Raw genomic sequence first — 26,864 nt, forward strand, 5'->3', positions numbered from 1 at the left:
GATTATCCTCCCCTTCGTAATAGCTCCCATCATATGAAGCTCCTTCTAGCTTAAACCTACACTATTAAGCTAGCGGAAACACGATGTAAATGTTCCTTTATTTTTCATAGGACTAACGTAATACAACTATTTAATTCAATGCCTTTTTTACTACTTAAATTATTTCAAATAAAATTCCCATCGATTTCCCCCCTTCCTGACTTTCATCCCGGTCCGTTGTCAGATATAATCAATGAGGATTGCTAAACAATTAATAAAGGGTGTTTTCCTATGAGTATATTGACCGTGAAAAACCTTACGCACGGATTCGGTGACCGTGCCATTTTTGAAGATGTATCATTCCGTCTCCTAAAAGGCGAGCATATTGGACTAGTTGGCGCAAACGGTGAAGGAAAATCTACTTTCATGAACATTATCACAGGTAAGCTTGAACCTGATGAAGGAACTGTGGAATGGTCAAAAAATGTGAGGGTGGGTTACCTTGATCAACACACAGTTCTTGAACGCGGCATGTCCATTCGCGACGCTTTAAAAGGGGCCTTTCAATACCTTTTTGATTACGAAGCTGAAATGAATGAGCTATTTAACAAGATGGGTGAAGCTTCCCCAGAAGAGCTGGAGAAATTACTTGAAGAAACAGGTACGATGCAGGATATGCTCGCTAACAATGACTTCTATGTAATTGACGCGAAGATTGAAGAAATCGCACGTGGACTCGGTCTTGATGAGATTGGTCTGGAGAAAGATGTTCAGGATTTAAGTGGCGGCCAGAGAACCAAAGTGCTTCTTGCTAAGCTTCTTTTAGAAAAACCTGATATTCTGTTGCTCGATGAGCCTACAAACTACCTTGATGAGCAGCACATTGTCTGGCTAAGACGCTATTTGCAGGAATATGAAAATGCATTTATTTTAATTTCCCATGATATCCCATTTTTAAACAGCGTTATTAATCTGATCTACCATATGGAAAGTCAAGAGTTAACAAGATATGTAGGGGACTATGATAATTTCCTTTCCGTGTACGAAGTAAAGAAACAGCAGGTAGAAGCAGCGTTTAAAAAGCAGCAGCAGGAAATTTCGCAACTAAAAGACTTTGTGGCAAGAAACAAAGCGAGAGTTGCGACACGTAACATGGCCATGTCCAGGCAAAAGAAGCTGGATAAGATGGATGTCATAGAGATCGCTAAAGAAAAACCGAAGCCAGAATTTTATTTCAAGCAAGCACGTGCATCTGGAAAGCTTATTTTTGAAACAAAAGATCTCGTTATCGGATATGATGAGCCATTGTCTCGTCCATTAAATCTTTCTATGGAAAGAGGCCAAAAAATTGCGCTAATGGGAGCAAACGGGATCGGTAAAACAACCCTTCTCCGCAGCATTCTTGGTGAAATCAAACCAATTAGCGGTTCAGTTGAACTTGGTGATTACCTCTACACAGGCTATTTCGAACAGGAGATCAAGACAAGGACGTCTAACACGTGTATCGAAGAACTCTGGAGAGAATTCCCTCATTATAGCCAGGCACAAATACGTGCAGCGCTTTCCAAATGTGGATTAACGACCAAACACATTGAAAGCAAGGTTGATGTTCTCAGTGGTGGAGAAAAGGCCAAACTAAGACTTTGTAAACTCATGAACAACGAATCAAATTTACTCGTTTTTGATGAGCCTACTAACCACCTTGACGTTGAAGCAAAAGCAGAGCTAAAGCGGGCATTGAACGAATACAAAGGCAGCATCATTCTCATTTCACACGAACCTGAATTTTATCAGGACATTGCAACAGACGTGTGGAACTGTGAGGATTGGACAACTAAATTAGTTTAGTAATATAAACAAGAAAGAAGGCTTATCCGATTATTTGGACAAGCCTTCTTTTATGTCTTCAATTGAGTAATCAGGAATAAGGATCTTCCCATTGTTGTTTTTGTTCACTAGGGACTTAACAATGGCCATTCGAGTGTGGCCTTTTCACCATTTCGGACAAGGTCATAACGCATGTAATTCAGCTGACTGTCCAGAAATTTCCGATTATATGCACCTGTCAATTCGTCTGTTAGAACAGAATGAACAATCATTTTTCGTTTTGAAATTTTTCGATTAACTCTTAACAAATACTCTTCAATAGAAACATCTTGGTCCAGAAAATCATCCGCACCAAAACGATAACCTTTGATTCGATTGGGAATGGAATTCTCTGAATCTGTTAAAATAAGTGGAATTTCATTCATGCCTTTATTTACCTCAGCTGCTTCAGGAATTACCTCAATCACTCAAGTCTAGCAGCTTGATGGTTTCTTCATTAGTAAGTAAACGCTCGCTTTCCAATTCAAATTTCGAAAGCAATGCTTCTGCCTTTTCTGCCGCTTCGTGATAGCCAACAGTCCCAGTAGCTGTTACATCTCCTTCTCTGTAATCCTCTTATTTCTAGTCTTTATATCCTCATATTTTTCTTTCATATTAGAAACAAATTTCTTCTTGTACTTCTCCAATTTAAAGCCTCCCCCCTTGATATCAAGAGTGGATTTTTTTAAATCCTCAAATAATATCATCATAATTTAGTTTAGAGTCTTCTACAAGATTCATTGTGTAATATTTCGAATTCAATACATGCGGATGAATGAATTTTTTTCTAATGGAAAAAATAGGTGGATATTGAACCACCATTAAAGGAGGAGATCGTATTGAATTCAAATCATACGTGGCCAAATGCTCCAGAACCTCTCTGGAAAGTGGAAAATTCTCTTGAAGCCCATCCCCCCCTTAGAGAAGACATGTCCACAGATGTTGTGATCGTTGGCGGAGGGATAACTGGAATAACTGCAGGGTATCTTCTTGCTAATGAAGGCAAGAAGGTCATTATCATTGAGTCTGATCGGCTTCTCAATGGTACCACTGGGCACACATCAGCCAAAATAACCGCTCAGCACGATTTGATCTATGATGAATTTCTTAATCATTTTGGGCAAGAGAAGGCAAAGCTCTACTATGAAGCAAATAACGATGCTTTACAATTTATTAAACAAACAGTTGATACGTTATCTATTTCTTGTTCTTACTCAGAGGAAGATGCCTATTTGTATGCTAGTACAGAGGAGTATGCTCGAAAACTGTCAAACGAAATGCGTGCCTACCAGAAACTAGGCATTCAAGGAGAATTCATGAACAGCATCCCAATTGATGTTTCTGTTAAAGCTGCCATTTCAATGAAAAATCAGGGACAATTTGATCCTATCGCCTATCTTGCTCCCCTCATTCAAAATTTCAAAGAAAAAGGAGGGCAAGTATTCGAGCAAACCGTAGCCATCGATGTTGAAAAAGGTTCAAACCCAGTCATAATTACAAAAACCGGAGCAAAAATAACGTGTGAAACCATCATTGCTTCCACGCATTTCCCTTTTTATGATGGGAATGCTCTTTATTTTTCTAGAATGTACGCCGAGCGATCTTACGTACTTGCTGCCAAAACAAAAAAGGCATATCCAGGTGGCATGTATTTAAGTGCAGAAAACCCAAAGCGGTCATTGAGAAGCCACACGTTAGGCGGTGAAAAACTTGTCCTCTTTGGTGGTGAGAGCCACAAGACAGGACAGGGGCATCGAATGAGCGATCATTATCAGGCGCTAAAGTTTTTCGGAGAAGAGACATTTGGCCTTACAGAGGTTTTGTACAGATGGTCCGCCCAGGATCTTTTCACTCTCGATAAGTTGCCGTACATAGGACCCGTCACCAAGAGTGAGCCAAACATTCTCATCGCGACTGGTTTCCATAAATGGGGGATGACGAACGGGACGGCAGCTGCATTACTTTTTAGAGATTACATTCTTGAAAAGACCAATCCGTATCTCGATTTATTTACACCGTCACGTTTTTATGCTGATCCAAGTATTAAAACCTTCCTTGTTCAAAATGCCGATGTGGCAGGACAGTTCGTTAAAGGGAAACTTTCTTTTCCAACTAAACAGGTTTCTGATCTGAATATTGATGAAGCTGCTGTTGTACGAGTAAATGGAAAAAAAGCAGGAGCTTATAAAGATAAACATGGCAAGTTACACGTCGTTGATACTACATGTACACATCTGCATTGTGAAGTAGCCTGGAATGATGATGATAGGACCTGGGACTGTCCATGCCATGGATCGCGCTTTAATATTGATGGTCAGGTAGTTGAAGGTCCCGCTGAAAAACCCCTTATAGACCTAACAGGTGAACTTGAGTAGAAACCTACATCACTTAAGATTATGCTTTCTTTAGTCAGAAACGGTAACGTTTCTGACTTTTGTTATGATATAAATCTCCCGCCTCCTTTCTTTACAACCGTTCATAATCCTTGTAAAATGTATAATTATATCATTATTTACCCAGGTAACTTTTGGAACGGAGGAACATATGACATCAACAACTTCTATTTTTCACACGCTTCATCAACAAGTTCGTTTTGTAACCAAAGAAGCAAACGAACGCTTGAAGGCCTATAACCTGTATAGTTCACAATGGTCCATTCTTTACTGCCTTGATCAATTTGGTCCAATGAAACAGACTGAGATCTGGCAGTATTTAAATGTAGAAGCGCCTACCACGACGCGAACCCTTGTCAGAATGGAAAAAAACAACTGGATTCATCGCGAACAGGGATCAGATAAGCGCGAGAGGATCGTAAGTTTAACCAAAAACGCTGAAGAACTTCTACCAGAAATCAAAACATCGATTCATGAAATGGAAAAGTTACTTCTAGAACAGCTTTCTTTAGAAGAGAGAGAGCTTTTTCTTCACCTCTTGAATCAAATCGGTTTTAAGGAAGGGTCTGGAACTTATGTCCGCTAAACGACCAATCTGGACAAAAAGCTTTGTAAATATATCCATTAGTAATCTCTTTATCTTCATTGTTTTCTATGCCTTACTAACATTGCTACCGATTTATGTTACAGATGTAGTTGGTGGTAGTGAGTCACAGGCAGGTTTAATCATTACCATTTTCTTGCTATCTGCCATTATTGTTCGTCCCTTTTCTGGAAGATTAATTGATCGATTTGGAAAGAAGAAAATGCTTGTTACGAGTGCTGGTATGTTTGCTTGCGCATCCTTTCTCTATCCTTTCATCGAGCAGTACGAGACTCTACTCGTACTTCGCTTCTTCCATGGTGTGTGGTTCAGCATCGTGACTACTGCTGCGGGTGCTATTGCCGCAGACTCAATCCCACGAGAGAGGCGCGGGGAAGGGCTTGGTTACTTTGCCATGTCTATGAATCTAGCAGTTGTTACTGGGCCGTTCCTTGCCCTCACACTACTTCAATTTGTCTCCTATGTGACGATCTTTCTAGTTCTATGTGGCATTATTGTGATTGGACTTTTATGTACACTTGGGGTAAAGACGGTCGAAACGGGTGAACCAGTTAAGAAAACGAAGCTATCATTTGATGACTTATTTGAAAGACGATCATTTCCAATTGCATTCGTTGGACTCTTTGTCGCTTTCTCATATGCGAGCGTGATTTCATTTATATCTCTATATGCAAAATCGCTCGGACTTTTAGAAACAGCAGGCTTTTTCTTTGCTGTTTTCGCTGTAGCGATGCTAGTATCACGACCATTCACTGGAAGATTGTTTGATATGAGAGGCCCTAACACCGTTATCTTACCTGCCTTTGTTCTATTTGCAATTGGCCTAGTTACACTCAGCTTCACCAACTACGCCTGGATGCTCCTTCTTGCAGGGGCTTTCATTGGCTTAGGTTATGGCTCAATCGTACCGAGCTTCCAGACGCTCGCAATACAGGCTGCACCTGAATCGCGAAGCGCTCATGCAACAGCAACCTTCTTTACGTTCTTCGATACCGGAATTGCAGCCGGGTCTTACGTGCTCGGTATTATCGTCACAACATTGGGTTACGCCAACCTTTATATGATTCTCGGCATTTTTGTGATTGCCATTATGCTTTTCTATCAATGGATTCAAAAGCAAAGAAAACCCGAAAAAAATTACAAATCTCAAACCGACTATTAAGGAAATGCTTACCATAGCGATTTAATGGGTTGAAGTATCATGAAAGAATAAGCTATTATTGGAGAATCTTATTTTTTCATGAGAGCGAGTTGACAACTATGCAAGTAATTGAGGCAATAAATAGCATCCTATGGGGACCAATCATGATTACCCTTCTTCTTGGAACTGGACTATTTTTCACGGTCCGTCTCGGCTTTATTCAGTTTACAGGTTTAAAAGAAGGAATACGTCAAACATTCGGCCCATTATTTTCTAAAAAGAAGCAGGAAGGTATTTCTTCCTATCAGGCGCTCTCTACCGCCATTGCGGCACAAGTTGGGACAGGGAATTTAGCCGGTGTCGCAACAGCAATCGCCGCTGGTGGTCCTGGCGCAATTTTCTGGATGTGGATTTCATCCTTTCTCGGCATGGCCACTATATTTGCTGAAGCCGTTCTAGCTCAGAAATTCCGTGTTAAGGAAAATGGTACAGTAAAAGGCGGACCGGCTTACTACATCCGTGATGGTCTCGGTAGTAAGAAATTAGCCGCATTTTTCGCAGTGGCCATTATTGCCGCTCTTGGATTCGTTGGCAATATGGTACAGTCCAACTCAATTGCAGAAGCATTCCATACCGCTTTTGAAATTCCACCGTTAGTAATCGGGATTTCGGTAGCGTTTCTCATCAGTTTAATTCTGTTCGGTGGTATTAACCGGATTGCAAAATTCGCTGGTAACGTTGTACCAATCATGGCGCTTCTTTACATTATCGGTGCGCTCGTTATTTTAATCCTGCAGTTTGATCAGGTGCTCCCTGCACTTTCTCTCATTGTCGAATCTGCTTTCACTCCCGAATCTGCTGGAGGAGGCGTTCTTGGGGCATCTATTAAAGAAGCGATCCGTTATGGGGTTGCTCGAGGTTTATTCTCAAATGAAGCAGGCATGGGCTCTACGCCACACGCACATGCTATAGCTGAAGTGAAGCACCCAACCCAGCAGGGATTTGTTGCGATGGTTGGTGTTTTAATTGATACGGTTATTATTTGTACTGTAACAGCTCTCGTAATTCTTGTAACGGATGGCGCAAATTCGAATCTTACCGGAATCGAGCTTACACAAGCAAGCTTTACAAGCGGACTTGGCAGCTTCGGAGTTTATTTCATCGCCTTCAGCTTATTATTCTTCAGTTTTACAACGATACTTGGCTGGGCATATTTCGGTGAAACAAATGTTAGTTATTTATTCGGTGATAAAGGAATTCCCTATTATCGGGCCGCCGTTCTTCTTTTCATCATTGGCGGAACTGTGTTAAATGTTCCATTTGTATGGCAGCTTGCTGATACGTTCAACGCATTTATGGTTTTACCTAACGTTATCGCTCTGATCGGATTAAGTAGCATTGTGAAAAAAACATATAAAGAATTATCAATCTAAAAAAAACGAGACACTAACTAGTTAGTGTCTCGTTTTTTAATATCCCTTAACCGAGATGGGCGCTTACGTTAAGGCTCTTAATAATAATCGAAGCCCCTTGCATATCAAAAATATTTATTCCAGTATTGTCCTGGAAGAGTTTACGGTAATTTGCGAATGGCATTCCAAGCACACCAGCAAGAAAGAAGCGAATAGTATTATTATGTGCAACAACAAGAATCGTTTCGTCTGGATGCTTGTTACCAATTTCTTCAAAAAAGGACGATGCCCGGTCATGCATTTCTTTTGCTGTCTCCCCGGTCCTACCAGCCTTTGTCTGCCAGGGATCAGCCATCCAGCTTTCCCATGATTCTGGGTCTTCAGCAATAAACTCCTTCTTAGACCTTCCTTCCCATTCGCCAAAATCCCCCTCAAAGATCCTTTCATCTGTTTTAACAGGGTGATCATTTTTACCCATAATAAGTGTCGCTGTATCTCTCGCTCGGATTAAAGGCGAAGAGTAGACAGCATCAAATGACACATCACTTAAAAACTGACCTGCTTTCTCTGCCTGCTTCCTACCCAGTTGCGATAACCCAATATCGGTCCGTCCGCAATAAAGGTCACCTGCTGCATTCCACTCACTCTCACCGTGTCTAACAAGGTAGACTCGCGTCATAGCATTTCCGCCTTGCCCCGGATTACTTTCTTAATGAATAACATCATTTCAATCTCTCCTACATACTTTGATGCTTTTATTATGTCTTTCACACGGTTATGATGCAAGAAATCGGCCAATAAACCGCCGCATGCCAGCGAGCGGTTTACATGTTACTGTGCAGCCTGAAGACCGGCCTGGTTAAGGAAGTTCCATGGCTTATTGAAATGTGGTTGGAAAAAGAAATCTATGAATCCAAGTTCATCCACAGTCATTTTATTTTGGATACAGACAGACAGTGTATTAATTGACTGCGTAACATCGGCTTTAGAAATTACCTGTGCTCCAAGGATTCTCCTGCTTTCTTCTTCATAAACCACTTTTAACGTAATCAATTCATAATCTGGCATAAACTCCGGACGATTATTTTCCTCAATTGTGATTGTTTTCACATTATTAGCTACAAGAAGAGCTGCTTTCTCTGTTAATCCAGTCGAAGCCATACTAAGATCAAATAGGTGTAGACCAGATGTTCCCTGCGTACCCATATATTTGATTGTTGGTTTCATTATATTCCGTCCAACAAGCGTTCCCATCCGGACAGCATTTGTTGCAAGCGGAATATATGCATGTTCTCCAGTCGGATTATAGCGAATAGCACAGCTATCACCTGCAGCATAGACATCTTTTTTACTTGTTTGCATGTACTCATCTACGGTTATCGCACCGTTTGGCAACATATCGACCTGTCCTTTAACAAGTTCTGTATTCGGACGGAAACCTACACAAAGAATAACCAGATCTGTCTCATACTCTCCCTTTGTTGTAACAACTTTCGATACCGTTCCCTGCCCTTCAAAACGCGTAACTGTCTCATTAAGAGATAATCGAATGCCACGATTTCTGAAATCCTCTTCAATCACGTCTGTAAATTCCGGGTCAAGGTATTTACTTAAAATACGGTCTTCACCATCAACTAACGTGACTTCCTTACCGTATTTATGAAAGGCTTCGACTAATTCAACACCGATATAACCTGCTCCAATGACCGTTACTCGTTTCGCATCTTTAGCTCTTTCTATAATCGTATTTGCCTGGTTATAGTTTTTGGATAGTAAAATATTGTTAAGGTTAATTCCTTCAATTGGTGGAACAATGGGCCATGATCCAGTAGCCATCACAAGCTTATCATACGCATCATCCAGCACTTCTTTCGTCACTAAATTTTTTACTTTGATTCGCTTGTTTTCCGTATCGACTTCAAGCACTTCATGCTTCATTTTCATTGAAACGCCCATCTCTTCTAACTTTTCAGGAGAGGAATAGAAAAGCCGCTGTGGATCCTTTACAACTCCACCAACATAGAGCGCGATACCACATGATAAAAAGGACACATTATCATTTCGTTCATAAACTGTGATTTCCGCTTCAGGATAAAAATTAGCTATATTCGAAACTGCTGCTGTTCCAGCATGTGTACAACCTACAACTGCTACTTTCATAAATGATTCCTCCTCAATTTATTGTGAATGATTTCACATAAATGCTTATAATTTGTGATTAATTTCACAATTTCTATATTCTTAGTATATGTGATCTTAAGGAGAGTTGCAACATGTTTGCTCAATATTTCACAATTTATTCGCGTTTGCCTTTAAAGCAAAATATTACCCCTTCTACTTCTATCGCGTTAGGATAGAAAATAAATGAACATACTGTTAACGAAAAGGAGTTGCTCCTCATTGATTTCTTTAAGTATTCTTGATCAGGTACCCATCCCTAAAGGAAGCGATTCCTATACAACACTTACGCATACGCGTGATTTAGCTATTCTTGCTGAGAAACTGGGTTATAAGCGATACTGGTTTGCAGAGCATCACAGTACAAAAGGGCTGGCAAGTACTTCTCCAGAAATAATGATGGCTAATATTGCAGCGAGTACATCTAAACTAAAAGTAGGCTCAGGTGGTGTCTTACTGCCCCAATATAGCCCTTTCAAAGTCGCTGAAAACTTCCGTCAACTTGAAGCCCTTCACCCTGAACGAATTGACCTCGGAGTTGGACGTTCACCAGGTGGAACGGCAAAAACGAGACTTGCACTAACAGATGGTTAGGAGTCTGAATGAATTCCCACGTCAATTAAAAGACTTGTCTCATTATTTGACAGATACCATGCCACGTGACCATCAATATGCCGGAATTAAAGCCTCTCCCCACACAGAAAAGCCTCCCGCGCTCTGGCTTCTTGGTATGGGAGAAAATAGCGCAGAGCTTGCTGCTGAGCTTGGCATCGGCTACGTCTTCGGCCATTTTATTAAGCCTGATCGTGGCCCAAATGCATTAAAAACCTATCATCAATTGTTCCAACCTTCCTATTACAGTTCACAACCGGAGGCGATCATTGCCATTTTTGTTGTCTGTGGTGAAACGGGCGAACATGCTGAGGATCTGGCACTGAGCCAGGACCTATGGCTTCTACGAGTTGAAAAGGGGCTCGATAGTCGCGTGCCTTCTATTGAAGAAGCAAAACACCATCATTATTCTAAAACAGATGAAGTACGAATAAAAAATAACAGAAGCCGAATGGTAATTGGTTCCCATGAAACTGTAAAACAACAAATCGACGAACTTTCAAAGCTTTACGGAACAAACGAATTTATGGTGCTTACGAACCTTCACAGCTATGAGGAACGAAGGAATTCTTATGAACGACTGGCTACTATTTATAATAAATAACATACAAAACCCCCAACGCCATTAATGTTTGGGGGTTTTGCAACTATTCACTTTCAATACGAGTATGACGCAATCGATAGATTTGATAGAAGTTCTTCAGTGTTACTTTTGCAACAGAATATAAAGGAATGGCAATCAGCATACCGATAAACCCATACAATGCTGCCGCTACAATTAATAGCAAGATTATTGTTAATGGATGAATGTTCAGGCGATTCCCCAGTACAACTGGAGCCACAAGATTCCCTTCAAGCTGCTGAACCACTACCATGATAATGAGGACGTAAAAAGCCATGATGGGATCCTGAGTTAAAGCAACTACAAGTGCAGGAATCACCCCTATAATCGGTCCAAAAAATGGCACAACTGCAGTAAGAGCGACGAACAGACCAAGTATTAATGCATAAGGTAATCCAATGATGAGATAACCAATATACATCAGTGTACCATCAACTACCGCGACAATAATTTGACCAATAATATAAGCCGAAAGAGTCTGGTCTATATTTCGCAAAACCTTTCTACCTTCTTCCTGATGATTCGAAGGAAGAAAATTCAACAAGAAGGGCTTTAGCTTGTGGTCATCTTTAAGAAAGTAAAATAATACAAATGGCACGATAACAAGAACAGTTGTGGCGCTTGTAACAGCACCAATAACCTGCATCAGATGATCTCCAAGATTTTGTGTGAGATCTCCGAGAAAGCCTGTGGCTTTTTGCCTCAAATTCTCCATAGAAAGCATGCCCATGTCATTCTTCTCCATCATTTTTTCAGCTTCGCTCGCTGACTGCTTAAGCTTCTCAGGTAGCTCTTTCGTGAGCTTGGAGATCTGTGTTTGAATAGGGTTTGCAAGAAATGTAAAAGCAGTATATAACAAACCAGCGATACTTAAGAAAACGATTAAAATCGCTGTTATGTCTGCCACAAACGGTAGCTTCTTTATTAAACGAACAAGGGGTTTTATCGCATAGTAGAGAAATCCGGCTATCAACACTGGATAGAAGAGTGTTCCAATAATTGTTTTCAAAGGTTTCAGTAAATCAAGTTCCGTAAGAAAATAAATACAAATAAGGACAAGTATAATACCGGTGATATATTTAAAAAAGTCGTGCTTGATCCACATAGGCAGTCTCCTTAATAAAGTTTAGTCGCACTTTTCATATACCACACATCCATCGATTCATAACTTACATTCAAGAAAAAATAATAAATAGTTTGAATATCCTACTATAAACAGACCTAAAAATAAAAACAGAACCATTATGGTTCTGTTTTAACTTTCCAATCCTTATCAGCAGATTATAGCTCCAATAGCTAGCCTTACTTTATAGCATCGTTAAGATATGGGCTAAATTTTCACTTGTGGCTTTTCGGTCAATTCTTTTCTGAGCTCGCTGTCTTGCAAGATCATGAAGGTGCTTTTCACCTTCTGTATCAGGCTTAATCCCAGGAACAGTCGCTGTCCTTCCATCGATTAACGCGACAAATGTGATAAAACAGGTAGCAGCAATCCGTTGGTCACCTGTTAATAGTTGTTCGGCAGTCACTTTTACAAACACCTCCATTGAACTTTTCCCAGTCCAAATCACAAACGCTTCATAATGGACATAGTCTTCCTCCGTTATCGGATGGAGAAATTCAACAGTATCCATAGAAACAGTTACACATTCAAGACGGGAATGTCTCGTCGCAGCTATAGAGGCAAGCATATCCATATCCGCAAGAAGTTTTCCTCCAAACAACGTCCCATGGCTATTTAGATCAGGTGGAAAAATTCGACTACTCTTATACACTCTCGATTCTTTTACTTGTTTCTTCATTGGTTTCCCCCTATGTAGATAATAAAAAGGCGCATACTTTCTATCAGAAAGTATGCGCAATGAATAGACAATACAAATAGTCCTTCAAGCGACACCTCCTATCGACCGTAGGTAAACAGTGTTTTAGAAAAGGCAGGTCTCCTGGCTTGAAGGTTATTAACGGCGCTCCTTCCCTATCCTTGATAAGTGGATCATGCACCTTCTTATTCCTTCTTACAGTGGCGGGACCGCATTGGATTTTCACCAACTTCCCTATTAAACGCTGGATCAGCGTACCTTTTCCATATTATTGAATTGTACAACTCTATTCTTTACGTTTTATAAGACAAAGTCAATCCCTTGCCTTAATCAAACGTTTGTTTAACAATGTATAGCCTTTGGGCGTTTCCTTAAACAAACGTTTATTTAACATCCATCCCGTCTCCATTAAGAAAAGACATTCCAATTTGAAATGCCTTCTTATTTATTCCATCATCAAAGGGTTGACTCGTCTTATAGAAACTTCACATTATTCATTTGTAGATTGATCTACCATCTCTTTTAATTCTGAAATAGTAGATCCTTTAAACCGTTTGCCATCAACAAAAAGCGCTGGTGTTCCAGATACATTCATTTCATCTGCAAATGAACGATCGGTTTTAACTGCACCTTCTCCGGCTCCTTTTTTAAACGCTTTAATCACTTGATTTGTATCTTCTTCACTAACTAAGCCACTAAGCGTCTCTATTAAGAATTTGGGAGTATATACTTCCTGCTTTTCTAATTCTTTATCTTTGGGTTGTTGCTCATAAAGAACGTGATGGAACTGCCAGAATACATCATTGCCGAGCTCGTGATACACCGTCTCTGCAAATTCTGCAGCTCGTTTTGAATCCGCCTGAATAAACGGGTCATTCACGAAATAAAACCTTGCTTTCCCTGTTGCGATTAATTCATCCTGAATTAACGGAAAGAAAGACTCGGTAAAGGTTTTGCAAGAAGGACATTTATAATCCCCAAACTGGATGATTTCAACCGGAGCTGTTTCCTCGCCCAAATGGGGTTGAGCTTCTATTTTGAAACCTTTCGTAGAAGTAGATTGGTTCATAAAATACACTGTCATAAGTAGAATGATAATTGCCACGAGTGAAAGCATCCACTTTGAACTGCGCTTTAATTTCTTTTTTGACTTGGCCATCCTGTCACTTCCCTAGTCCTTCTTTTGTTGAATGATTGGCAAAGACCATCCTCTGTTTTTCATGAACGTCCAGAGACTGTATGGTCCACCCCCACTAAGAAAAAGAGAGACGGACATCGCTAGAAGAGCTATGTCTAATTCATATCCGCCGAGCATACCTGTTGAGCGTTTCACAGTTGTAAGAGCACCGATCAAGATCATTGAAAACAGGACACTCACAATCCGAGTTCCTACTCCAAGAATCATTACAATTCCACCTGTTAATTCAATAAAGCCAACAATATAGGCAAGGAAACCTGACAACCCTATTGTTTCAAAGAAAGCAACTGTACTTGCAATACCTTCAGAGAACTTCAAAAATCCATGAGCAAAAAAAAGCATACCTACTACCAAACGAATTGTTAACAACCCGAGATGGGGATAGGTTTTCATCATAGTTCCTCCCTAGATATTAACATTATTTAACACCGTTCGACACAGTGATCCTTTTAAAATTTATCATAGTGTACGTATGGATTGCAAAAGAACTATGACTTATTTCAACGCTGTTTTTGCCTTCTCGTAAAGGTAGAGTGACGAATAATTTGATTAATTACCTCAGAAAAGACTAAACCAACTGCAATTGATCCAGATATCATAAATGCTCGAGCAGCAAGGTTAATAGCAGTATTGTAATCATTTTGTACAAAGTTTCTCATCGCATCATATGCAAGCCCACCAGGGACAAGCGGAATAATACCGGCAACACTGAAAATGATGACGGGAGTTCGATACTTTTTAGCGAAAAACTGGCTGATAACCGCAATAAAAAATGAAGCTGTTACTGTGGCAATAACAGGATCAATCCCAGAGGCTTCCATACCGTAGTAAATCATCCATCCGCACATGCCAACAAACCCACCCTTTAAGAGGGAAGACTTAGGTGCGTTAAAGAGCAAACCAAACGCAGCACTAGCAATAAAACTCGTAAAGACTTGAGCCATTATAGTCATATCCCCACTCCCTTTCTACAGAAATGACACAACCAGAGCAATACCTGCTCCAATTGCGAAGGCAGTCAGGAATGCCTCAGCCCCTTTTGATAAACCCGAAATAAGATGCCCTGCCATCAAATCTCGAACTGCATTTGTAATGAGAAGGCCCGGTACAAGTGGCATAACAGAACCAATAATAATTTTATCAAGTTGTTCGCCTAGTCCCAGGGAAACAAACAACACAGCTAGAAGGCCAATCACAAAAGAAGCTAGAAACTCGGAAAAGAATTTAATTGGCACGAGACGATTAAATAGGGTCACACTGAAAAAGCCTCCCCCTCCAGCGAGAACAGCAGGGATGAAATCACCCCATACACCTTGAAACATAATAAGAAAACAACCGCTTGCAACCGCTGCTGCAACAAGTTGTTTTGGGAACGTATACCTCTCTGTCATTTTGTCGAGTTTATCTAACTCATAATACGCTTCTTGTATAGATAATTCTCCACTGCTAATTCTTCGAGATATACTATTTACCTTCGTTACTTTATAAAGATCCGTTGTACGATCCGAAATACGGATTAACTGTGTTTTGGATGGTTCCGGCCCTTCAACAGAAAAAATGATGCCTGTAGGTGTTACGTAACTATTCGACTGCGTGGCCCCATACGCGTCCGCAATCCTTGTCATTGTATCCTCTACCCGGTATGTTTCACCACCATTCTGTAGCATTACTTTTCCGGCTAACAGGCATACTTTAATAACGTCATATACATAACTAGTTTGTTTTTCCATTGTTCGCTCCTGTCAGGACTGAAATAATAGAGTAGCAATTACTTTTTAGTTTATCTGAACTATATAGGTTATATCAAATCATTCTTCGGAACGAAAGAGAATGATACTTTTAACTCGTTCTACATAGATCTGCATATTTAGGCCCATAAACAAAAGCGCCGGCTTAAGCCGGCGCTTTTGTTTAATTCGATACTCTCTGCATTTTCGAGTAAATTGACATATAGGTGTTCGATTCTTCTACCTTCCCCATTTCGCGGTAGACCTTTGTTAACCACTGAACCGGTGTAGGGTCTGTTGGATGAAGTTCCATCTCCCAATCAAAGCAAGTGATAGCTTCATCATATTGCTTTAGTTTGTGATAGAGCTTTCCAAGTTGAAACTGTTTATCTGGATCATCCTGAATTTCAGCCATAGTTTGGATTGTCGATAGAATGGAAATATCTTGATTATCATTATCGAGAGGTTTCACCCAGTTGTAGACATATGTGAGATCAAATTCATGAAGCATTCTCGGAATTAATGCATGGAGCAATTGATCGAGATAGTTCTGATTACCCTTTACTCGAAGACAGGATTGAAGCATATCGAGGTTAATAGAAGAGAACGTTGTTTCTTGATCTTCTATAGCCGTGATAAGAAGAGCACACTCACTTTTTGTAATGGTATCCTGACGTTCAGTCAGCAAATTAATGGCTTCGCTTGTTTTCTTTAAATACATGAAGGCTTGAAAAGCATTCTTCCGAAGAGTTGGATGATGAGGTGCCTCTCTATGCATATTCCATAATAGGAGTGCACGTTCTGATTCAGAAAATTGATCGTCGATTATGGCCAGTGGATCAATTTCATTATTGTCTGAGGATAGAAGGTAAAGCTGAAGGCGTAATGCAGAAAGATCAGTGTTACGTTTTTCTTTCAAAAAAAGGGATTCAAGGTAAGCGTGATGATTCCTAAGATCATCATAAGCGTATATTTCAGCAAATAGTGGGTCAGCCTCACTTAATTCATGGACTCCTCCATCATAGAGACTTCTCACTTTCTGGTATTCTAACTTTCGAGTAAGCTCTCTGGCCCATTTATTGACGGGGTCAAAATGAAGCAACGTCGCAAGGATTTGAAAGGCAAGACGCATCTGGCCATTTCTTCTATATTCGTAAAAGTGTTTTTTCATGAGTTTTATAATGGTGTCTGCGGAAAGAAAAGAGTCAAAATATGAGAAAATAAAGGCTGTTTCCTGGGGAGTGTATCGTTTTTGAACAGAATGAAAGACCTGCTTTGTGGATTTTAGATGGAATGTTTTTTCGAAAAGAAAGCGATCAATGAGCGGATGAGGAGATTTAAGCACAATCCCATTCTGAAAAGCTTTTTCGATGAGAGATCCACTTTTCACGTCTGCGGTTTTTCCAGTGATGAAATCATCTTTATAAAAGAAGAGATAAAATTTGCTTCCATTTCCCTTCACGGCTTCAAGAATCTTAATTCTATGATGAATTGCGAGCCTCTCCACACGTAATTGGATATGTCGTTGATTCGAGATAACGGTAACACTCTGGGGTTGCTCGATCATTGGAATACCTCCCTGGAAGAGCTTAATTTAATTGCTTCCACTTTTATTTTACCACTCTCATCCATATGAAGAAAGAGAACAATTCAAGGGATTGAAAAAGTGCTTCTTACACGCGTTGCTTCAACTTACGATGTTATCCTTTCAACAAATGAGTCTTTTCTTGATTCACATGTGTTTCCGTAACCATTCAGCAATAATATTTTTCAGTTCCTGATCTACAGGATGCTTTACCTGATGTTTGTAATCGCTCATTATGGCGGACATCAGGTCTTCAACTGCTGTTTTCCTTAGAGAACTGTCTACCTCCTTCCATTAATTAGTGTTTGAACAATCTTCAACCTGATGGGATGTAACATTGTATTTGCTTTGGATTTACTCATAATTCCTCCTTAGAATTACTGAAAAAGTTATCATTACTAGTAATGATAATTTATTTTTAGTAAAAATAATTAAATCAGTAATTTTACAACGTAAGATTATGTTACACTTTTTATATTAAATGCTTCTCTAGCCATGTATAATAGATTTTTATGCTTCGGAATCTATCTTCGTATAAAAGCTGTCTGAAAATACGGTATTTTTCCAAATTTTTATAATTAAAGACCGCAAACGAGTTAGACTCTGAACGTTTTAGGGAAGATGAGTAATAGCTCACATTCTTCTCCCTAAACTATTATAGAAGGGATGTACATATGGATATTCTAAAAACGATTGTTTCTGCTGGTAATGAACTTATCTGGTCGAATGTATTGATTGTTATTCTAATCGGAGTTGGCCTTTATTTTACGGTCCGATCACGATTTGTTCAGTTCCGTCTATTCGGTGAAATGTTCCACGTTCTTGCTGAAAAGGACACCATGAAAGGAAGAAAAAACTCTGTTTCCAGCTTACAGGCATTCTTTATTAGTACAGCGTCACGAGTTGGTACTGGTAACCTTGCCGGTGTTGCATCTGCCGTAAGTATCGGTGGCCCAGGTGCCGTCTTCTGGATGTGGGTAATTGCCCTTCTTGGTTCAGCAAGTGGATTTGTTGAAAGCACACTTGCTCAGATTTACAAAGTGCGCGACGGTGATGATTTTCGAGGTGGTCCTGCCTACTATATGCAGCGCGCTTTAAATGCAAGATGGCTTGGTATTATCTTCGCGGTGTTGATCACGTTCAGCTTTGGGCTTGTGTTTAACTCTGTCCAATCTAATACGATTGCACTTGCATTTGAGAATTCTTTCAACGTCAACAGATGGTTACTCGGTGCTATCATTACCGCTGCGACAGCGATCATTATTTTCGGTGGTGTACGTCGAATTGCAGTTGTATCGCAAATTATCGTGCCAATCATGGCCGGAATCTACATTATTGTTGCAGCATTCGTTCTTATTGTTAACTTCACTGAGATACCAGCTATGATCGCCCTTATTTTCCAGCACGCTTTCGGTTTCAAAGAAGTAACCGCCGGCGGCGTTGGTGCTGCTATGTCACTCGGTATTAAGCGGGGGCTATTCTCAAACGAAGCTGGTATGGGTAGTGCACCAAACGCGGCTGCAACAGCCGATGTCTCTCACCCTGTAAAGCAGGGACTTATTCAGGCGCTTGGCGTATTCGTTGATACACTCTTAATTGCAACTGCTACTGCCTTTATGATCTTAATGTCAAACGGTTATGTCGATTCATCACTTGATGGCGTTCAGCTCACCCAGGAAGCTATGAATCAGCACCTTGGAAGTGGAGCAGGTATATTTGTAGCCGTTGCCGTTCTCCTCTTTGCATTTAGTTCCATTATTGGTAACTATTACTATGGTGAGACGAACATTGAATTTATTAAATCTAGTAAACCGGCGCTTCTCATCTATCGTCTTGCTGTTCTAGGAATGGTTATGTTCGGTGCTAAAGCAGGGTTTGCAATTGTTTGGAGCATGGCAGACCTATCAATGGGTCTTATGGCGCTTCTCAACTTAATTGTCATAGCGATTATTGGTAAGGTAGCGTTTGTAGCGTTAAATGATTACAGAGATCAGCGAAAAGCTGGTTTAGATCCTCAATTCTATGCAGATACGATTAAAGGATTAAAATCAGATATCTGGACGAACAAACCAATTAAAGATAAATCAAACTAATTTACCATTTTTACCCCTTGAAGTGAGATAGCCGTTTGCTATCTCACTTCAAGGGGTATTTTCTTTACTAGATACAGGAAGGGAGCGTTATAACAAATGGCTAATAATAAAGGATTAAGTGACAAAGTAAAAGGCGCTGTTTCCAAAACAAAAGGTGAAGTAAAAGACCAGGTTGGCAATGCAAAAAATGACCAACGTCTTCAAGAAGAAGGTAAGCTCGATAAATCGAAAGGCAATTACCAGGACCGAAAGGGAAATCTTAAAGACAAAATATAAGCACAAGAAAAGGATAGCGAGAGTCGCTATCCTTTTCTTGTGCTTATTGTGTGTAAGTCCCTATTAAGAGCCTCGCTTTACGAACTGCCTTCATTATTGTTAAGCTTTTTCATGTTATCTTGAAGGTCCAGAATTCGCTTCGTACCTTCATCGCGGAGACGTTTGTTCTCATCCTCAATCGCGCGAGTCTCTTCCATGCCTTTAACGATTGTATTCCAGGATTCCTCGATCGTTTCAATCTTTACGCTTGGACGACCTGATAACTTAGCAATTTCCACACTCTGGTTAGAAATATTCTGCGCATTATTCTTCAGCATTTCGTTTGTGCGACGATCTAGCTCATCCATAGAGTCTGCAACAAGCTTCTGTCTTTTGGCTGTAACAGCCTGGATTACACCGTTTTTAAAGACCGGAATTGTAATAATAAAGGCTGAATTAATTTTGCCAATTAGCTTTGTATTGCCTCGTTGTAACAGTCGGATTTGTGGTGCCGTTTGGATCGAAACCATCCTTGCCATCTCAAGATCATAAATTCGTTCCTCGAGGGTTTGAATCGCATTATTTAACGTATCAAGCTCCATTTGCGCCATCTGATCTCCAGCACTAACCTTTTGCTGAATGGCAGGAACTTTTTCTTGTAGTTCTTCAAGTTTAATCTGCCCCGCGACCACATACTTTTCAAGCTCAACATAATAATTAAGGTTATGCTGATACATGTCATCAAGTGTGACTGTTGATCGGGACATTTCGTCCTTATACTTGGATATTTCAACGTGGACTTTCTCAATTTCTCCGCCTAGAGTTTGATATTTCCCAAATATCTTTTCTACCATATCATTGCCCTTTTTAAAGAATTTCGATAGAAAACCAGTTTTCGGCTCCTCAAAGTCTTTCTTATCAAAACGATCCATGATCTTCCCTAGCTGCTTAAGCATGTCACCAGAGTCCGTTACGCTCGTAGTACGCATCATCGATAGAATTTTATCGGAGAACTGAGAAATCTCAACCGCTGGTTCTTTCCCAAATTCGAGTAACGCCATTTGATCTCTTACGTCAATTTCACCGGCAAGCTTCTGAACCTCTTGCTCTTCCCGAAGCTTTAAACGAATATCATCGGCCTTCGCTTCCGTGATTTCTTCGTTTTTATCAAGTGTTGTAATACCTGTTTCATTTGTCATTGACGTTCACTCCCTTAATTATAGTTTAATGGATTTAAATAACTTTCTAAACACAGAAGGTTCTTTAAAATCCTGTCGAAAAGCCATCTCTTCAAGCCAGTGTGTATCAAAATGATTAGAATCAATGAACCGCTCAATGCACTGATGGCCGGGTGGATTATAGAGAATAATATCGATACCAAATTCATTTAACAGATGGAGCACTGCTGCATCTGATCGAGATAATGTGCCATTCAACTCTGTATTGTACAAAACTACTTTCGGGACTTCCTGGGAATAATCAAATGTTTGCAATAAATTCACGAATTCTTCAGGAAGCTTAGTGGTTTGTGAGAAAAGGTATAATTTCATTTCCTCTATGCCTTCAGCACCTTCAGGCAGTAGTTTAGGGTTCGCACACATTCTTGAGATCGCCTGTCCAATTGCCTTTTGCGTTTCAATAGGAAGATGCTTATACTGCCACCAGTTTCCCTGCATCATAAGCTCTGGGTCAAGATAGCCTTCCCTATTTAATGAGTGCTGATAGTGGAACTTTTGATTTGCCTTCGTTTCTTTTGTAAATGGAAATTGACGAATCATCACTGTTGATTTTAGTTCACTTAGATCCTGAAGCCTATTCCAATATTCTTTTCTATTTTCAGAGATCCCCATTATTTTTGCAAACAACGCTGGAATGTGGACGGTCCCGTTTTCAACTTTAAAATTAGGTCTAATGAATGCTTTTTCCTTTGCGATCAAAAATAATTCATCATACGTCGTCTTGAGGGTAACTGATTTTGGAGAATATGTTCTCAGTTGCCATGGCTTATATAACTGCGAGCCTTCATGGTGAAGAACCGTATCCATTTCCTTCGTTGCTCGATAGGCTATTGTAGAACGGCGCTCGGGTTTTTCAATAGGAAATGGTTCAAGTGCTACTTTTGATGGGAGCTTTTTCTTTTGTGTAAAACGGTCTTCAGGATCTATTTCACTAAGAGAATCAGATCCTTCAGGGTGAAAATAGAGAACATCACATCCGAGAATAACCGAATAAAGAAGAAAATATTGCTGACTCTTTGAAGCTTCTCCATACCAAACGATTCCTGGCATTTCCATATCAATTTCAACCTCTTCAAGCCATGGATCAAGATGATTCCATGTCCACTTCATTAGATCGACTAGTACTCTACGAAAATCCGGATGGCTAAATCCACCTTCGTGATGCTGTTCAAACAATTCAAGAACGGTGATTAAAGATTTTCGTAAATGACGATGCATAGCAGGATGCCTGTGAGATGGAATTAGGGTCGCTCCTTCTAAAAACGCTACAAAGCGATTCGCAGATAGCCCGTTTTCTTTCTGGTTGATCGAATGGATCGATTGGATCGCCTGAAGCCGTTCAGGAGTAATGACCTTATTTAGGTCTTCGCTTAAAACATGAAACTTCTCTGACTGATAAAGTTCATGGAGCTTAAGAAAATACTCGTTCTCATCGTAATCACTACCCAGAAACCGCCATGCAGCCTGAGTTACAATTAATTCTTTCCCATTCTCATAAGGAGATCGTTCTGGAAATGTTCTATATAATAGTTCTAGTGAATTCTCATCTTCAATTGGCGCATTCTTTATGAGAATCTGATCAAAGTGATTCATGATGGTCTCCCCGCTTTCTCATTCCTTCCCTGGGATGGCCAGAGAGCCAATCACGCCCTCCTGCACTATTCCTCTTGTCTAACCTTCGCTTCAATATAACATCTTCTTAAAAACAGAATAACATACTATTTCTTCCATTATTAAATTCTTTGTTCTGTAGCCATCCTAATAAAGGATTGATTTAAAATAGAGTCTACTACTTCATCGGATGCAGCCATTCCAACTGCTTTTGTACAGTTTAACTCAGGGTGAGTTTCCAGTACTTCACCATGTGCAGGAACATACCCACTATCGCCATAGCGAACCAACTCATAATCTAGCAACGAATCACCTGCAGTATAAATATAAGAGAGGTTTAACTCGTTTTTCAAATACGCTACAGCGTTCCATTTATTCACCGGATCTGGAACGAAATATAGCTTTCTCCCCTGTAAGCTGGGTTGCCATCCCTGCTCTCTTGCCCATTCGAACAAAAAAGTGAGTTCTGTTTGCGAGACTTGATCACGTTTAATGATCAGGTACACAAAAAGATAATCCGCATGACGAATACGTTCAATCCAGTTTCCTGTAACTAGAGACTCTAGCTTGCTCACAAAGTCATCTAGAGGCAAACATTCCGCTAGAGAGGTTCGAATTTGATCTGACCACTCCTGAACCACTTCACCATTTTTCAAAATATGCCCGCCGTTACTTGTAATGGCGTACTCAGGCTTCAAAACCGATTGAAAAAGCGAGATCCTACTGTATTGTTGGATCGTACGAGTCGTAACGGGAATAAAATACATCTCTTTCATCAACGTCTGCAAGAGGTTTTTTGTTCGATTCGAAATATAAGAGATCTCTTTTCCTTCAAGCGTTTCAATTAGTTCATAATCCAGTGCTGAATACTGTTCAATCATTTTCCTGGAATAAATTAATGTGCGATCTAAATCGCTTGCGAATGCCCTCATCCCTCTTGCTCCAATGGTTTAATTAGACCACAGCAGGAGTAAGACATTCCTGTATATTCCTCAATAGGTACTCCGCGATCTCTTGCGAGGACGTGAATGTGCTTGAGGCTCATTTCAGCATCCGGATGGACGAGGATTTTCCATGGTACACGTCTTAATAGCACACGCGTTGTTTCTCCGACGCCAGGCTTAATAAAATGACTATTTGTCATACCATAATCGCGTTGAATATTTTCAATCGACTTACGGCCCTTCCATTGGGGTTTAAGGTCTTCCTCTACGATCTCGGACAACCCTTTGTCAACTTCTTCCTCAATTAAAGGAAACTGCGTGCAAATAGTATCAACATACAGGTTTGAGACATCTTCTGAAAGAAGCTCGGAATAGTATTTCCCTCCATGAAAATCACCGTCCTTAATCCATTTAGTATTAAGAACCGTTCGACTGACAAGGCCTGAAACCGTTGAATTAAGGCAGGCACTTGGAATAAGAAAATCTTCTCTCGTTCCATAAAGCTCTGAGCAGTCTCCCGGATCGGCAAGGACAGCAAGTTTGCTTGATAGACTTGTCCCGTTCGAGTCATTAAATACAGCGACAGATTTCGTTAATTCTCGAGTAATGGCTCCTTTTCCGGTCCATCCATCAATAAAAGTAATCTCATGATCCGGGTGATGATTAAGAATATACTTGAGCGCTTCGGTATCAATGCCTCGATCACGAATAATCGATATACTAAAGTGCGGCAGTTCTCGATTATACTTGTAAGAAATATACCGTTTAATCAATACACCAATTGGAGTACCTGCACGGGCAAGTGAAACGAGCGCTACTTTAAAGCCTCTTTCTGCAATAATCTGCTCTGCAACAACGCCGACAGCCACAGCTACTTTACGCTTTGTTTCTTCTAAAGAGTGATAAAAAAGCGACATATATTCTTCTGATGGCTTGTATTCAATTGGAAGCATCTCTGAGTAATGTGTCCCTTGTTGAATCGCCTGTTCTCGTTCTGTTGTACTCTTCTCCATGCTTATCTCTGATAAGTCTTTCAAAAGGAATGTAACATCTTCATCGGGGTAGCTCCCCATCTTAGTTATCTGGACAGTCATTTTTCCACCTCTTTCTTCAAGAACAAGTTACGATATGAATGGTAGTTATATTTCTTTCTACTAACAATGAGGTAAGCGCGTTTGTATCCTCTACAGAAACATTCTTCTCAAAGAAAAGGATCACACGGTCATACTCTCCCTCGGGAATGTTGTACACATAGTGTTGAACTTCACGCTCCTCAGGATTAGGAAAAGTGAATCCGCTTCGAATGGCATATCCTTCTTCATCAACTGGTTGAATTGGGCTTCGTGTCGTAGAATGGTAATAGACTTCTCCAGTCAAGTAGGAGGCAATTTTCATTGGAATGTACATAAACTCACCAGTACCTAAACATAACGTCTTACCAGCTGGTACTTCTCTATTTAAATGATTCGATGCATTTTGACATGATTCCTCTATCTTCGCTTTATCCAACTCATTAATTCCAAACCTACCGCTATCGGAAAGGTAGTTACGTTCTGACAGTTGACGGAAACTCGATGAAACATCATGCCAGTTTAGAAACGCTTCCGGACAATCCGGTTTACTTTTTTGGAAATCAATAATCGGTTGTTCAAGAGGCTGTCCTTCAAATTCAATTGTCCCTTTTAGAAGTGAATGAACCTTTATCGTAATGTTTAACTCTTCTTCTAGGAATCTATATTGCTCAATGTGCTCCTCTGATCGCCAGTCTAATAGAGAGAGAACAACATATTGTTTACGAGGGTACTTTGCGTGAAGCTCCTTAATAATATTGAGACATGTTTTCCCTGTTGTAATCTCGTCGTCTACTAACAGAACCGGATGGGGTTGCTGAAGGATTAATGGATCGGCATAACACCGCTGATCCACTGCATGGGAATGTTCCTCTTTAAAGTTAAACTCCGGAGAAATCCCGTTTGCATTTTCTCTTGTTGTGTGAATATAATAACCTTTCTCGAAGCAGTCAAAGACGGCGTGACCAAGCGCTGTTGCTGTTTCAGCAAAGCCAATCACGATCGGCTCCTCCTCAAGATTCAGAGGCCTGCTCTGTAACAGTCTGTATGCTTTCTTCCGTTTTTCTCTGTTATTCGCCAGAAAGGCATCTCTAACTTCTTGTAAATAGGCTAAAGAGTGACCAGATTCGTTCTCGTAATAAGTTAGAGCTAGAAGCCCCGAGGCAAGGAGGGGTTTATAGGGATCCACTGGAATATGTTTACCCAGCATCCTACTAACAAAAAGAAACCCTCGCTTTTTATTTATTCTGGCTGCCATCGTAAAGAATTCGTCAATTGGTATGGTTAATTTGTTCTCTGTGATTTCCAGATTCACGCTCATGTTCGACAGAATTGGAAAATGGTATTGGGTCGGCAAGCATCTTGATGAAATTGTACGTGTCATGATACACCCCGTATATGTTAGATTTGGTTAAAATTTTCATAGCCCATTTATAGTGTGGCTTTACTTCATTCATTTTGTTGTATGAACTGCTTTTCAGTACGCCAATTTCTCCATTAGCATTCTCGATAATACTTAATGCATCGTGGTATTCCTCGTACGTTACAACGTTCAGGCTTTGAACAACTTTTACATGAGAGGGATGGACTACCGTTTTTCCTGTCAATCCGTTAGATAAATCTAGTAATGTTTCATTCAATAATCCTGCGTTGTATGTGTTCACAGTAGCTTCCAAGCTTTCGTCCAGGTCTTCTCTCTTGCTATTAAAATACTCCCAGACCGGGCCAGATACAACAAACCGTCTCCCAAAATAATTCATAACATCGGAAATGAAATCTCTCATGATGGATATATCATATATGGGGGTCTGGGCACTGCGACGAATGCCGTACAGCCCACAGAGATCTGTAGCACCAATTCGCACATTCAGAATAGAAGATTCGTATTGCTCAAATAGAGCAGATAGCGTTTCGAACTCCTTATACCTGGATTCTTTGTATAAAAGCTCAGGTGATTCTAAAATTGGCATGGCAAATAAACGTGTTCCTGATTTAGCAACAGTCCGTTTTAGAGCTTGCAGATACACGCTACCGTTAGATGATGAGAACTTAGGTAATACAAACCCAGTTAAGTATCCAATAGAGGTACCAAGCTTTTCTGCTACTTCAGTTAACTGAGTTGCAGAACGCACGCGGATAAAAATAAAGGGTAATGTGACCCAATCTAGATTACCCTGTGTCATAGCGCTTTCGATTTTTTTCAGATGAACAACTGTCTGATTAACTGCTTCAGCTAAGCGATTATCTCCAACTGCATCTTCTAGATCAAGAACGATTGTACAAACTTCTTTGTATTTCTGATGTATAACTAAATCTGCAATGTCCTCTCTGATTGCAGGCATATAAAGAGCCGCTCCAACGGCATACGAAAGAATTTCCTTTGATTCATACTTACTGACCGAAGCTGGCCTCTTAAAAAAGACACGCTCTTTCTGAGAATCCGAAAGGTATTGAAAATATTCCAGCACCTTCACCCCCTATTGAAATTATTAAATTAAGAATCGATATTAAAGAAT

23 protein-coding genes, 1 pseudogene and 1 riboswitch are annotated in these 26,864 nt (G+C 40.2%); of the genes and pseudogenes, 8 read left to right on the top strand and 16 right to left on the bottom strand.

Features of this window, described 5'->3' with window-relative positions; all coding sequences use genetic code 11:
• Positions 1 to 270: 270 nt before the first annotated feature.
• On the top strand, positions 271 to 1,827 hold the full coding sequence (gene abc-f, locus ABFG93_RS09490) for a ribosomal protection-like ABC-F family protein (RefSeq protein ID WP_347552532.1): 1,557 nt from the start codon (positions 271 to 273) through the stop codon (positions 1,825 to 1,827).
• Between the two features lie 107 nt (positions 1,828 to 1,934).
• Here abc-f and ABFG93_RS09495 read toward each other — a convergent pair whose 3' ends face one another.
• Entirely contained in the window at positions 1,935 to 2,273 is a 339-nt protein-coding gene (locus tag ABFG93_RS09495; RefSeq protein WP_347552533.1) for a hypothetical protein, read from the bottom strand.
• A 411-nt stretch (positions 2,274 to 2,684) separates the two neighbouring features.
• Between ABFG93_RS09495 and ABFG93_RS09500 the strand changes: the two genes are divergently transcribed.
• The 4 genes from ABFG93_RS09500 (at position 2,685) to ABFG93_RS09515 (ending at position 7,416) form a co-directional block, all read left to right on the top strand.
• Positions 2,685 to 4,220, top strand: a complete 1,536-nt coding sequence (locus ABFG93_RS09500; RefSeq protein WP_431522068.1) for an FAD-dependent oxidoreductase — start codon at positions 2,685 to 2,687, stop codon at positions 4,218 to 4,220.
• A 169-nt stretch (positions 4,221 to 4,389) separates the two neighbouring features.
• On the top strand, positions 4,390 to 4,824 hold the full coding sequence (locus ABFG93_RS09505; RefSeq protein ID WP_347552534.1) for a MarR family transcriptional regulator: 435 nt from the start codon (positions 4,390 to 4,392) through the stop codon (positions 4,822 to 4,824).
• Positions 4,814 to 6,004 (top strand): MFS transporter, encoded by a 1,191-nt coding sequence (locus ABFG93_RS09510; protein ID WP_347552535.1) that lies wholly within the window; start codon positions 4,814 to 4,816, stop codon positions 6,002 to 6,004. The genes ABFG93_RS09505 and ABFG93_RS09510 overlap by 11 nt, the downstream gene beginning before the upstream one ends.
• Before the next feature lie 98 nt (positions 6,005 to 6,102).
• Entirely contained in the window at positions 6,103 to 7,416 is a 1,314-nt protein-coding gene (locus tag ABFG93_RS09515) for an alanine/glycine:cation symporter family protein (RefSeq protein ID WP_347552804.1), read from the top strand.
• Positions 7,417 to 7,462: 46 nt separating this feature from the next.
• Here ABFG93_RS09515 and ABFG93_RS09520 read toward each other — a convergent pair whose 3' ends face one another.
• Together ABFG93_RS09520 and ABFG93_RS09525 are read right to left on the bottom strand one after the other, a co-directional pair.
• On the bottom strand, positions 7,463 to 8,074 hold the full coding sequence (locus ABFG93_RS09520; protein WP_347552536.1) for a histidine phosphatase family protein: 612 nt from the start codon (positions 8,072 to 8,074) through the stop codon (positions 7,463 to 7,465).
• 152 nt (positions 8,075 to 8,226) lie between these two features.
• Positions 8,227 to 9,555 carry a CoA-disulfide reductase gene (locus ABFG93_RS09525; RefSeq protein ID WP_347552537.1) on the bottom strand — a complete coding sequence of 443 codons (1,329 nt, stop codon included), beginning with the start codon at positions 9,553 to 9,555 and terminating at the stop codon, positions 8,227 to 8,229.
• A gap of 240 nt (positions 9,556 to 9,795) precedes the next feature.
• Here ABFG93_RS09525 and ABFG93_RS09530 point away from each other — a divergent pair.
• Positions 9,796 to 10,789: pseudogene (locus tag ABFG93_RS09530) on the top strand (LLM class flavin-dependent oxidoreductase).
• Positions 10,790 to 10,832: 43 nt separating this feature from the next.
• Here ABFG93_RS09530 and ABFG93_RS09535 read toward each other — a convergent pair.
• From ABFG93_RS09535 to ABFG93_RS09565, 7 genes are all read right to left on the bottom strand, one after another.
• Positions 10,833 to 11,912, bottom strand: a complete 1,080-nt coding sequence (locus tag ABFG93_RS09535) for an AI-2E family transporter (protein WP_347552538.1) — start codon at positions 11,910 to 11,912, stop codon at positions 10,833 to 10,835.
• 202 nt (positions 11,913 to 12,114) lie between these two features.
• A complete protein-coding gene (locus tag ABFG93_RS09540; protein WP_347552539.1) occupies positions 12,115 to 12,609 on the bottom strand; it encodes an acyl-CoA thioesterase in 495 nt (164 codons plus the stop codon).
• 114 nt (positions 12,610 to 12,723) lie between these two features.
• Positions 12,724 to 12,904: riboswitch (cobalamin riboswitch) on the bottom strand.
• Between the two features lie 213 nt (positions 12,905 to 13,117).
• Positions 13,118 to 13,786 (bottom strand): DsbA family protein, encoded by a 669-nt coding sequence (locus ABFG93_RS09545; protein WP_347552540.1) that lies wholly within the window; start codon positions 13,784 to 13,786, stop codon positions 13,118 to 13,120.
• A 12-nt stretch (positions 13,787 to 13,798) separates the two neighbouring features.
• Entirely contained in the window at positions 13,799 to 14,221 is a 423-nt protein-coding gene (locus tag ABFG93_RS09550) for a DoxX family protein (protein WP_347552541.1), read from the bottom strand.
• A 104-nt stretch (positions 14,222 to 14,325) separates the two neighbouring features.
• Complete coding sequence (locus ABFG93_RS09555) at positions 14,326 to 14,778, bottom strand: threonine/serine exporter family protein (RefSeq protein WP_347552542.1); 453 nt, start codon at positions 14,776 to 14,778, stop codon at positions 14,326 to 14,328.
• 15 nt (positions 14,779 to 14,793) lie between these two features.
• A complete protein-coding gene (locus ABFG93_RS09560; protein ID WP_347552543.1) occupies positions 14,794 to 15,555 on the bottom strand; it encodes a threonine/serine exporter family protein in 762 nt (253 codons plus the stop codon).
• Positions 15,556 to 15,736: 181 nt separating this feature from the next.
• Positions 15,737 to 17,119 carry a tetratricopeptide repeat protein gene (locus tag ABFG93_RS09565; RefSeq protein WP_347552544.1) on the bottom strand — a complete coding sequence of 461 codons (1,383 nt, stop codon included), beginning with the start codon at positions 17,117 to 17,119 and terminating at the stop codon, positions 15,737 to 15,739.
• 692 nt (positions 17,120 to 17,811) lie between these two features.
• Between ABFG93_RS09565 and ABFG93_RS09570 the strand changes: the two genes are divergently transcribed.
• The gene (locus ABFG93_RS09570; protein WP_347552545.1) at positions 17,812 to 19,230 is read left to right on the top strand and encodes an alanine/glycine:cation symporter family protein; all 1,419 of its coding nucleotides are present in this window, start codon (positions 17,812 to 17,814) and stop codon (positions 19,228 to 19,230) included.
• A gap of 96 nt (positions 19,231 to 19,326) precedes the next feature.
• Entirely contained in the window at positions 19,327 to 19,506 is a 180-nt protein-coding gene (locus ABFG93_RS09575; RefSeq protein ID WP_347552546.1) for a CsbD family protein, read from the top strand.
• Between the two features lie 77 nt (positions 19,507 to 19,583).
• On the opposite strand, the gene ABFG93_RS09580 is transcribed toward ABFG93_RS09575, so the two are convergent.
• The 6 genes from ABFG93_RS09580 to ABFG93_RS09605 all read right to left on the bottom strand — a co-directional run bounded on the left by ABFG93_RS09580 (position 19,584) and on the right by ABFG93_RS09605 (position 26,816).
• Positions 19,584 to 20,684 carry a toxic anion resistance protein gene (locus ABFG93_RS09580; protein ID WP_347552547.1) on the bottom strand — a complete coding sequence of 367 codons (1,101 nt, stop codon included), beginning with the start codon at positions 20,682 to 20,684 and terminating at the stop codon, positions 19,584 to 19,586.
• An 18-nt stretch (positions 20,685 to 20,702) separates the two neighbouring features.
• Positions 20,703 to 22,316, bottom strand: coding sequence for a YceG family protein (locus tag ABFG93_RS09585; protein ID WP_347552548.1), 1,614 nt, complete (start codon positions 22,314 to 22,316; stop codon positions 20,703 to 20,705).
• A gap of 140 nt (positions 22,317 to 22,456) precedes the next feature.
• Positions 22,457 to 23,266, bottom strand: a complete 810-nt coding sequence (locus ABFG93_RS09590; protein ID WP_347552549.1) for an HAD family hydrolase — start codon at positions 23,264 to 23,266, stop codon at positions 22,457 to 22,459.
• Positions 23,263 to 24,372, bottom strand: coding sequence for a cysteine protease StiP family protein (locus ABFG93_RS09595; RefSeq protein ID WP_347552550.1), 1,110 nt, complete (start codon positions 24,370 to 24,372; stop codon positions 23,263 to 23,265). Before ABFG93_RS09595 ends, ABFG93_RS09590 begins: the two co-directional genes overlap by 4 nt.
• A gap of 16 nt (positions 24,373 to 24,388) precedes the next feature.
• Positions 24,389 to 25,732, bottom strand: a complete 1,344-nt coding sequence (locus ABFG93_RS09600) for a phosphoribosyltransferase family protein (RefSeq protein WP_347552551.1) — start codon at positions 25,730 to 25,732, stop codon at positions 24,389 to 24,391.
• Positions 25,620 to 26,816 (bottom strand): HpcH/HpaI aldolase/citrate lyase family protein, encoded by a 1,197-nt coding sequence (locus ABFG93_RS09605; RefSeq protein WP_347552552.1) that lies wholly within the window; start codon positions 26,814 to 26,816, stop codon positions 25,620 to 25,622. The genes ABFG93_RS09600 and ABFG93_RS09605 overlap by 113 nt, the downstream gene beginning before the upstream one ends.
• Positions 26,817 to 26,864 lie beyond the last annotated feature (48 nt).

Source organism: Pseudalkalibacillus hwajinpoensis, from assembly GCF_039851965.1.
GTDB classification, from domain to species: Bacteria; Bacillota; Bacilli; order Bacillales; family Guptibacillaceae; genus Guptibacillus; species Guptibacillus hwajinpoensis_E.

What these genes read in the sequence shown, in the direction of transcription:
- abc-f (WP_347552532.1), top strand. Translation starts at nt 271, where the DNA reads ATGAGTATATTGACCGTGAAAAACCTTACGCACGGATTCGGTGACCGT.
- ABFG93_RS09505 (WP_347552534.1), top strand. Translation starts at nt 4,390, where the DNA reads ATGACATCAACAACTTCTATTTTTCACACGCTTCATCAACAAGTTCGT.
- ABFG93_RS09510 (WP_347552535.1), top strand. Translation starts at nt 4,814, where the DNA reads ATGTCCGCTAAACGACCAATCTGGACAAAAAGCTTTGTAAATATATCC.
- ABFG93_RS09515 (WP_347552804.1), top strand. Translation starts at nt 6,103, where the DNA reads ATGCAAGTAATTGAGGCAATAAATAGCATCCTATGGGGACCAATCATG.
- ABFG93_RS09520 (WP_347552536.1), bottom strand. Translation starts at nt 8,074, where the DNA reads ATGACGCGAGTCTACCTTGTTAGACACGGTGAGAGTGAGTGGAATGCA.
- ABFG93_RS09525 (WP_347552537.1), bottom strand. Translation starts at nt 9,555, where the DNA reads ATGAAAGTAGCAGTTGTAGGTTGTACACATGCTGGAACAGCAGCAGTT.
- ABFG93_RS09535 (WP_347552538.1), bottom strand. Translation starts at nt 11,912, where the DNA reads ATGTGGATCAAGCACGACTTTTTTAAATATATCACCGGTATTATACTT.
- ABFG93_RS09540 (WP_347552539.1), bottom strand. Translation starts at nt 12,609, where the DNA reads ATGAAGAAACAAGTAAAAGAATCGAGAGTGTATAAGAGTAGTCGAATT.
- ABFG93_RS09545 (WP_347552540.1), bottom strand. Translation starts at nt 13,786, where the DNA reads ATGGCCAAGTCAAAAAAGAAATTAAAGCGCAGTTCAAAGTGGATGCTT.
- ABFG93_RS09550 (WP_347552541.1), bottom strand. Translation starts at nt 14,221, where the DNA reads ATGATGAAAACCTATCCCCATCTCGGGTTGTTAACAATTCGTTTGGTA.
- ABFG93_RS09555 (WP_347552542.1), bottom strand. Translation starts at nt 14,778, where the DNA reads ATGACTATAATGGCTCAAGTCTTTACGAGTTTTATTGCTAGTGCTGCG.
- ABFG93_RS09560 (WP_347552543.1), bottom strand. Translation starts at nt 15,555, where the DNA reads ATGGAAAAACAAACTAGTTATGTATATGACGTTATTAAAGTATGCCTG.
- ABFG93_RS09565 (WP_347552544.1), bottom strand. Translation starts at nt 17,119, where the DNA reads ATGATCGAGCAACCCCAGAGTGTTACCGTTATCTCGAATCAACGACAT.
- ABFG93_RS09570 (WP_347552545.1), top strand. Translation starts at nt 17,812, where the DNA reads ATGGATATTCTAAAAACGATTGTTTCTGCTGGTAATGAACTTATCTGG.
- ABFG93_RS09575 (WP_347552546.1), top strand. Translation starts at nt 19,327, where the DNA reads ATGGCTAATAATAAAGGATTAAGTGACAAAGTAAAAGGCGCTGTTTCC.
- ABFG93_RS09580 (WP_347552547.1), bottom strand. Translation starts at nt 20,684, where the DNA reads ATGACAAATGAAACAGGTATTACAACACTTGATAAAAACGAAGAAATC.
- ABFG93_RS09585 (WP_347552548.1), bottom strand. Translation starts at nt 22,316, where the DNA reads ATGAATCACTTTGATCAGATTCTCATAAAGAATGCGCCAATTGAAGAT.
- ABFG93_RS09590 (WP_347552549.1), bottom strand. Translation starts at nt 23,266, where the DNA reads ATGAGGGCATTCGCAAGCGATTTAGATCGCACATTAATTTATTCCAGG.
- ABFG93_RS09595 (WP_347552550.1), bottom strand. Translation starts at nt 24,372, where the DNA reads ATGACTGTCCAGATAACTAAGATGGGGAGCTACCCCGATGAAGATGTT.
- ABFG93_RS09600 (WP_347552551.1), bottom strand. Translation starts at nt 25,732, where the DNA reads ATGACACGTACAATTTCATCAAGATGCTTGCCGACCCAATACCATTTT.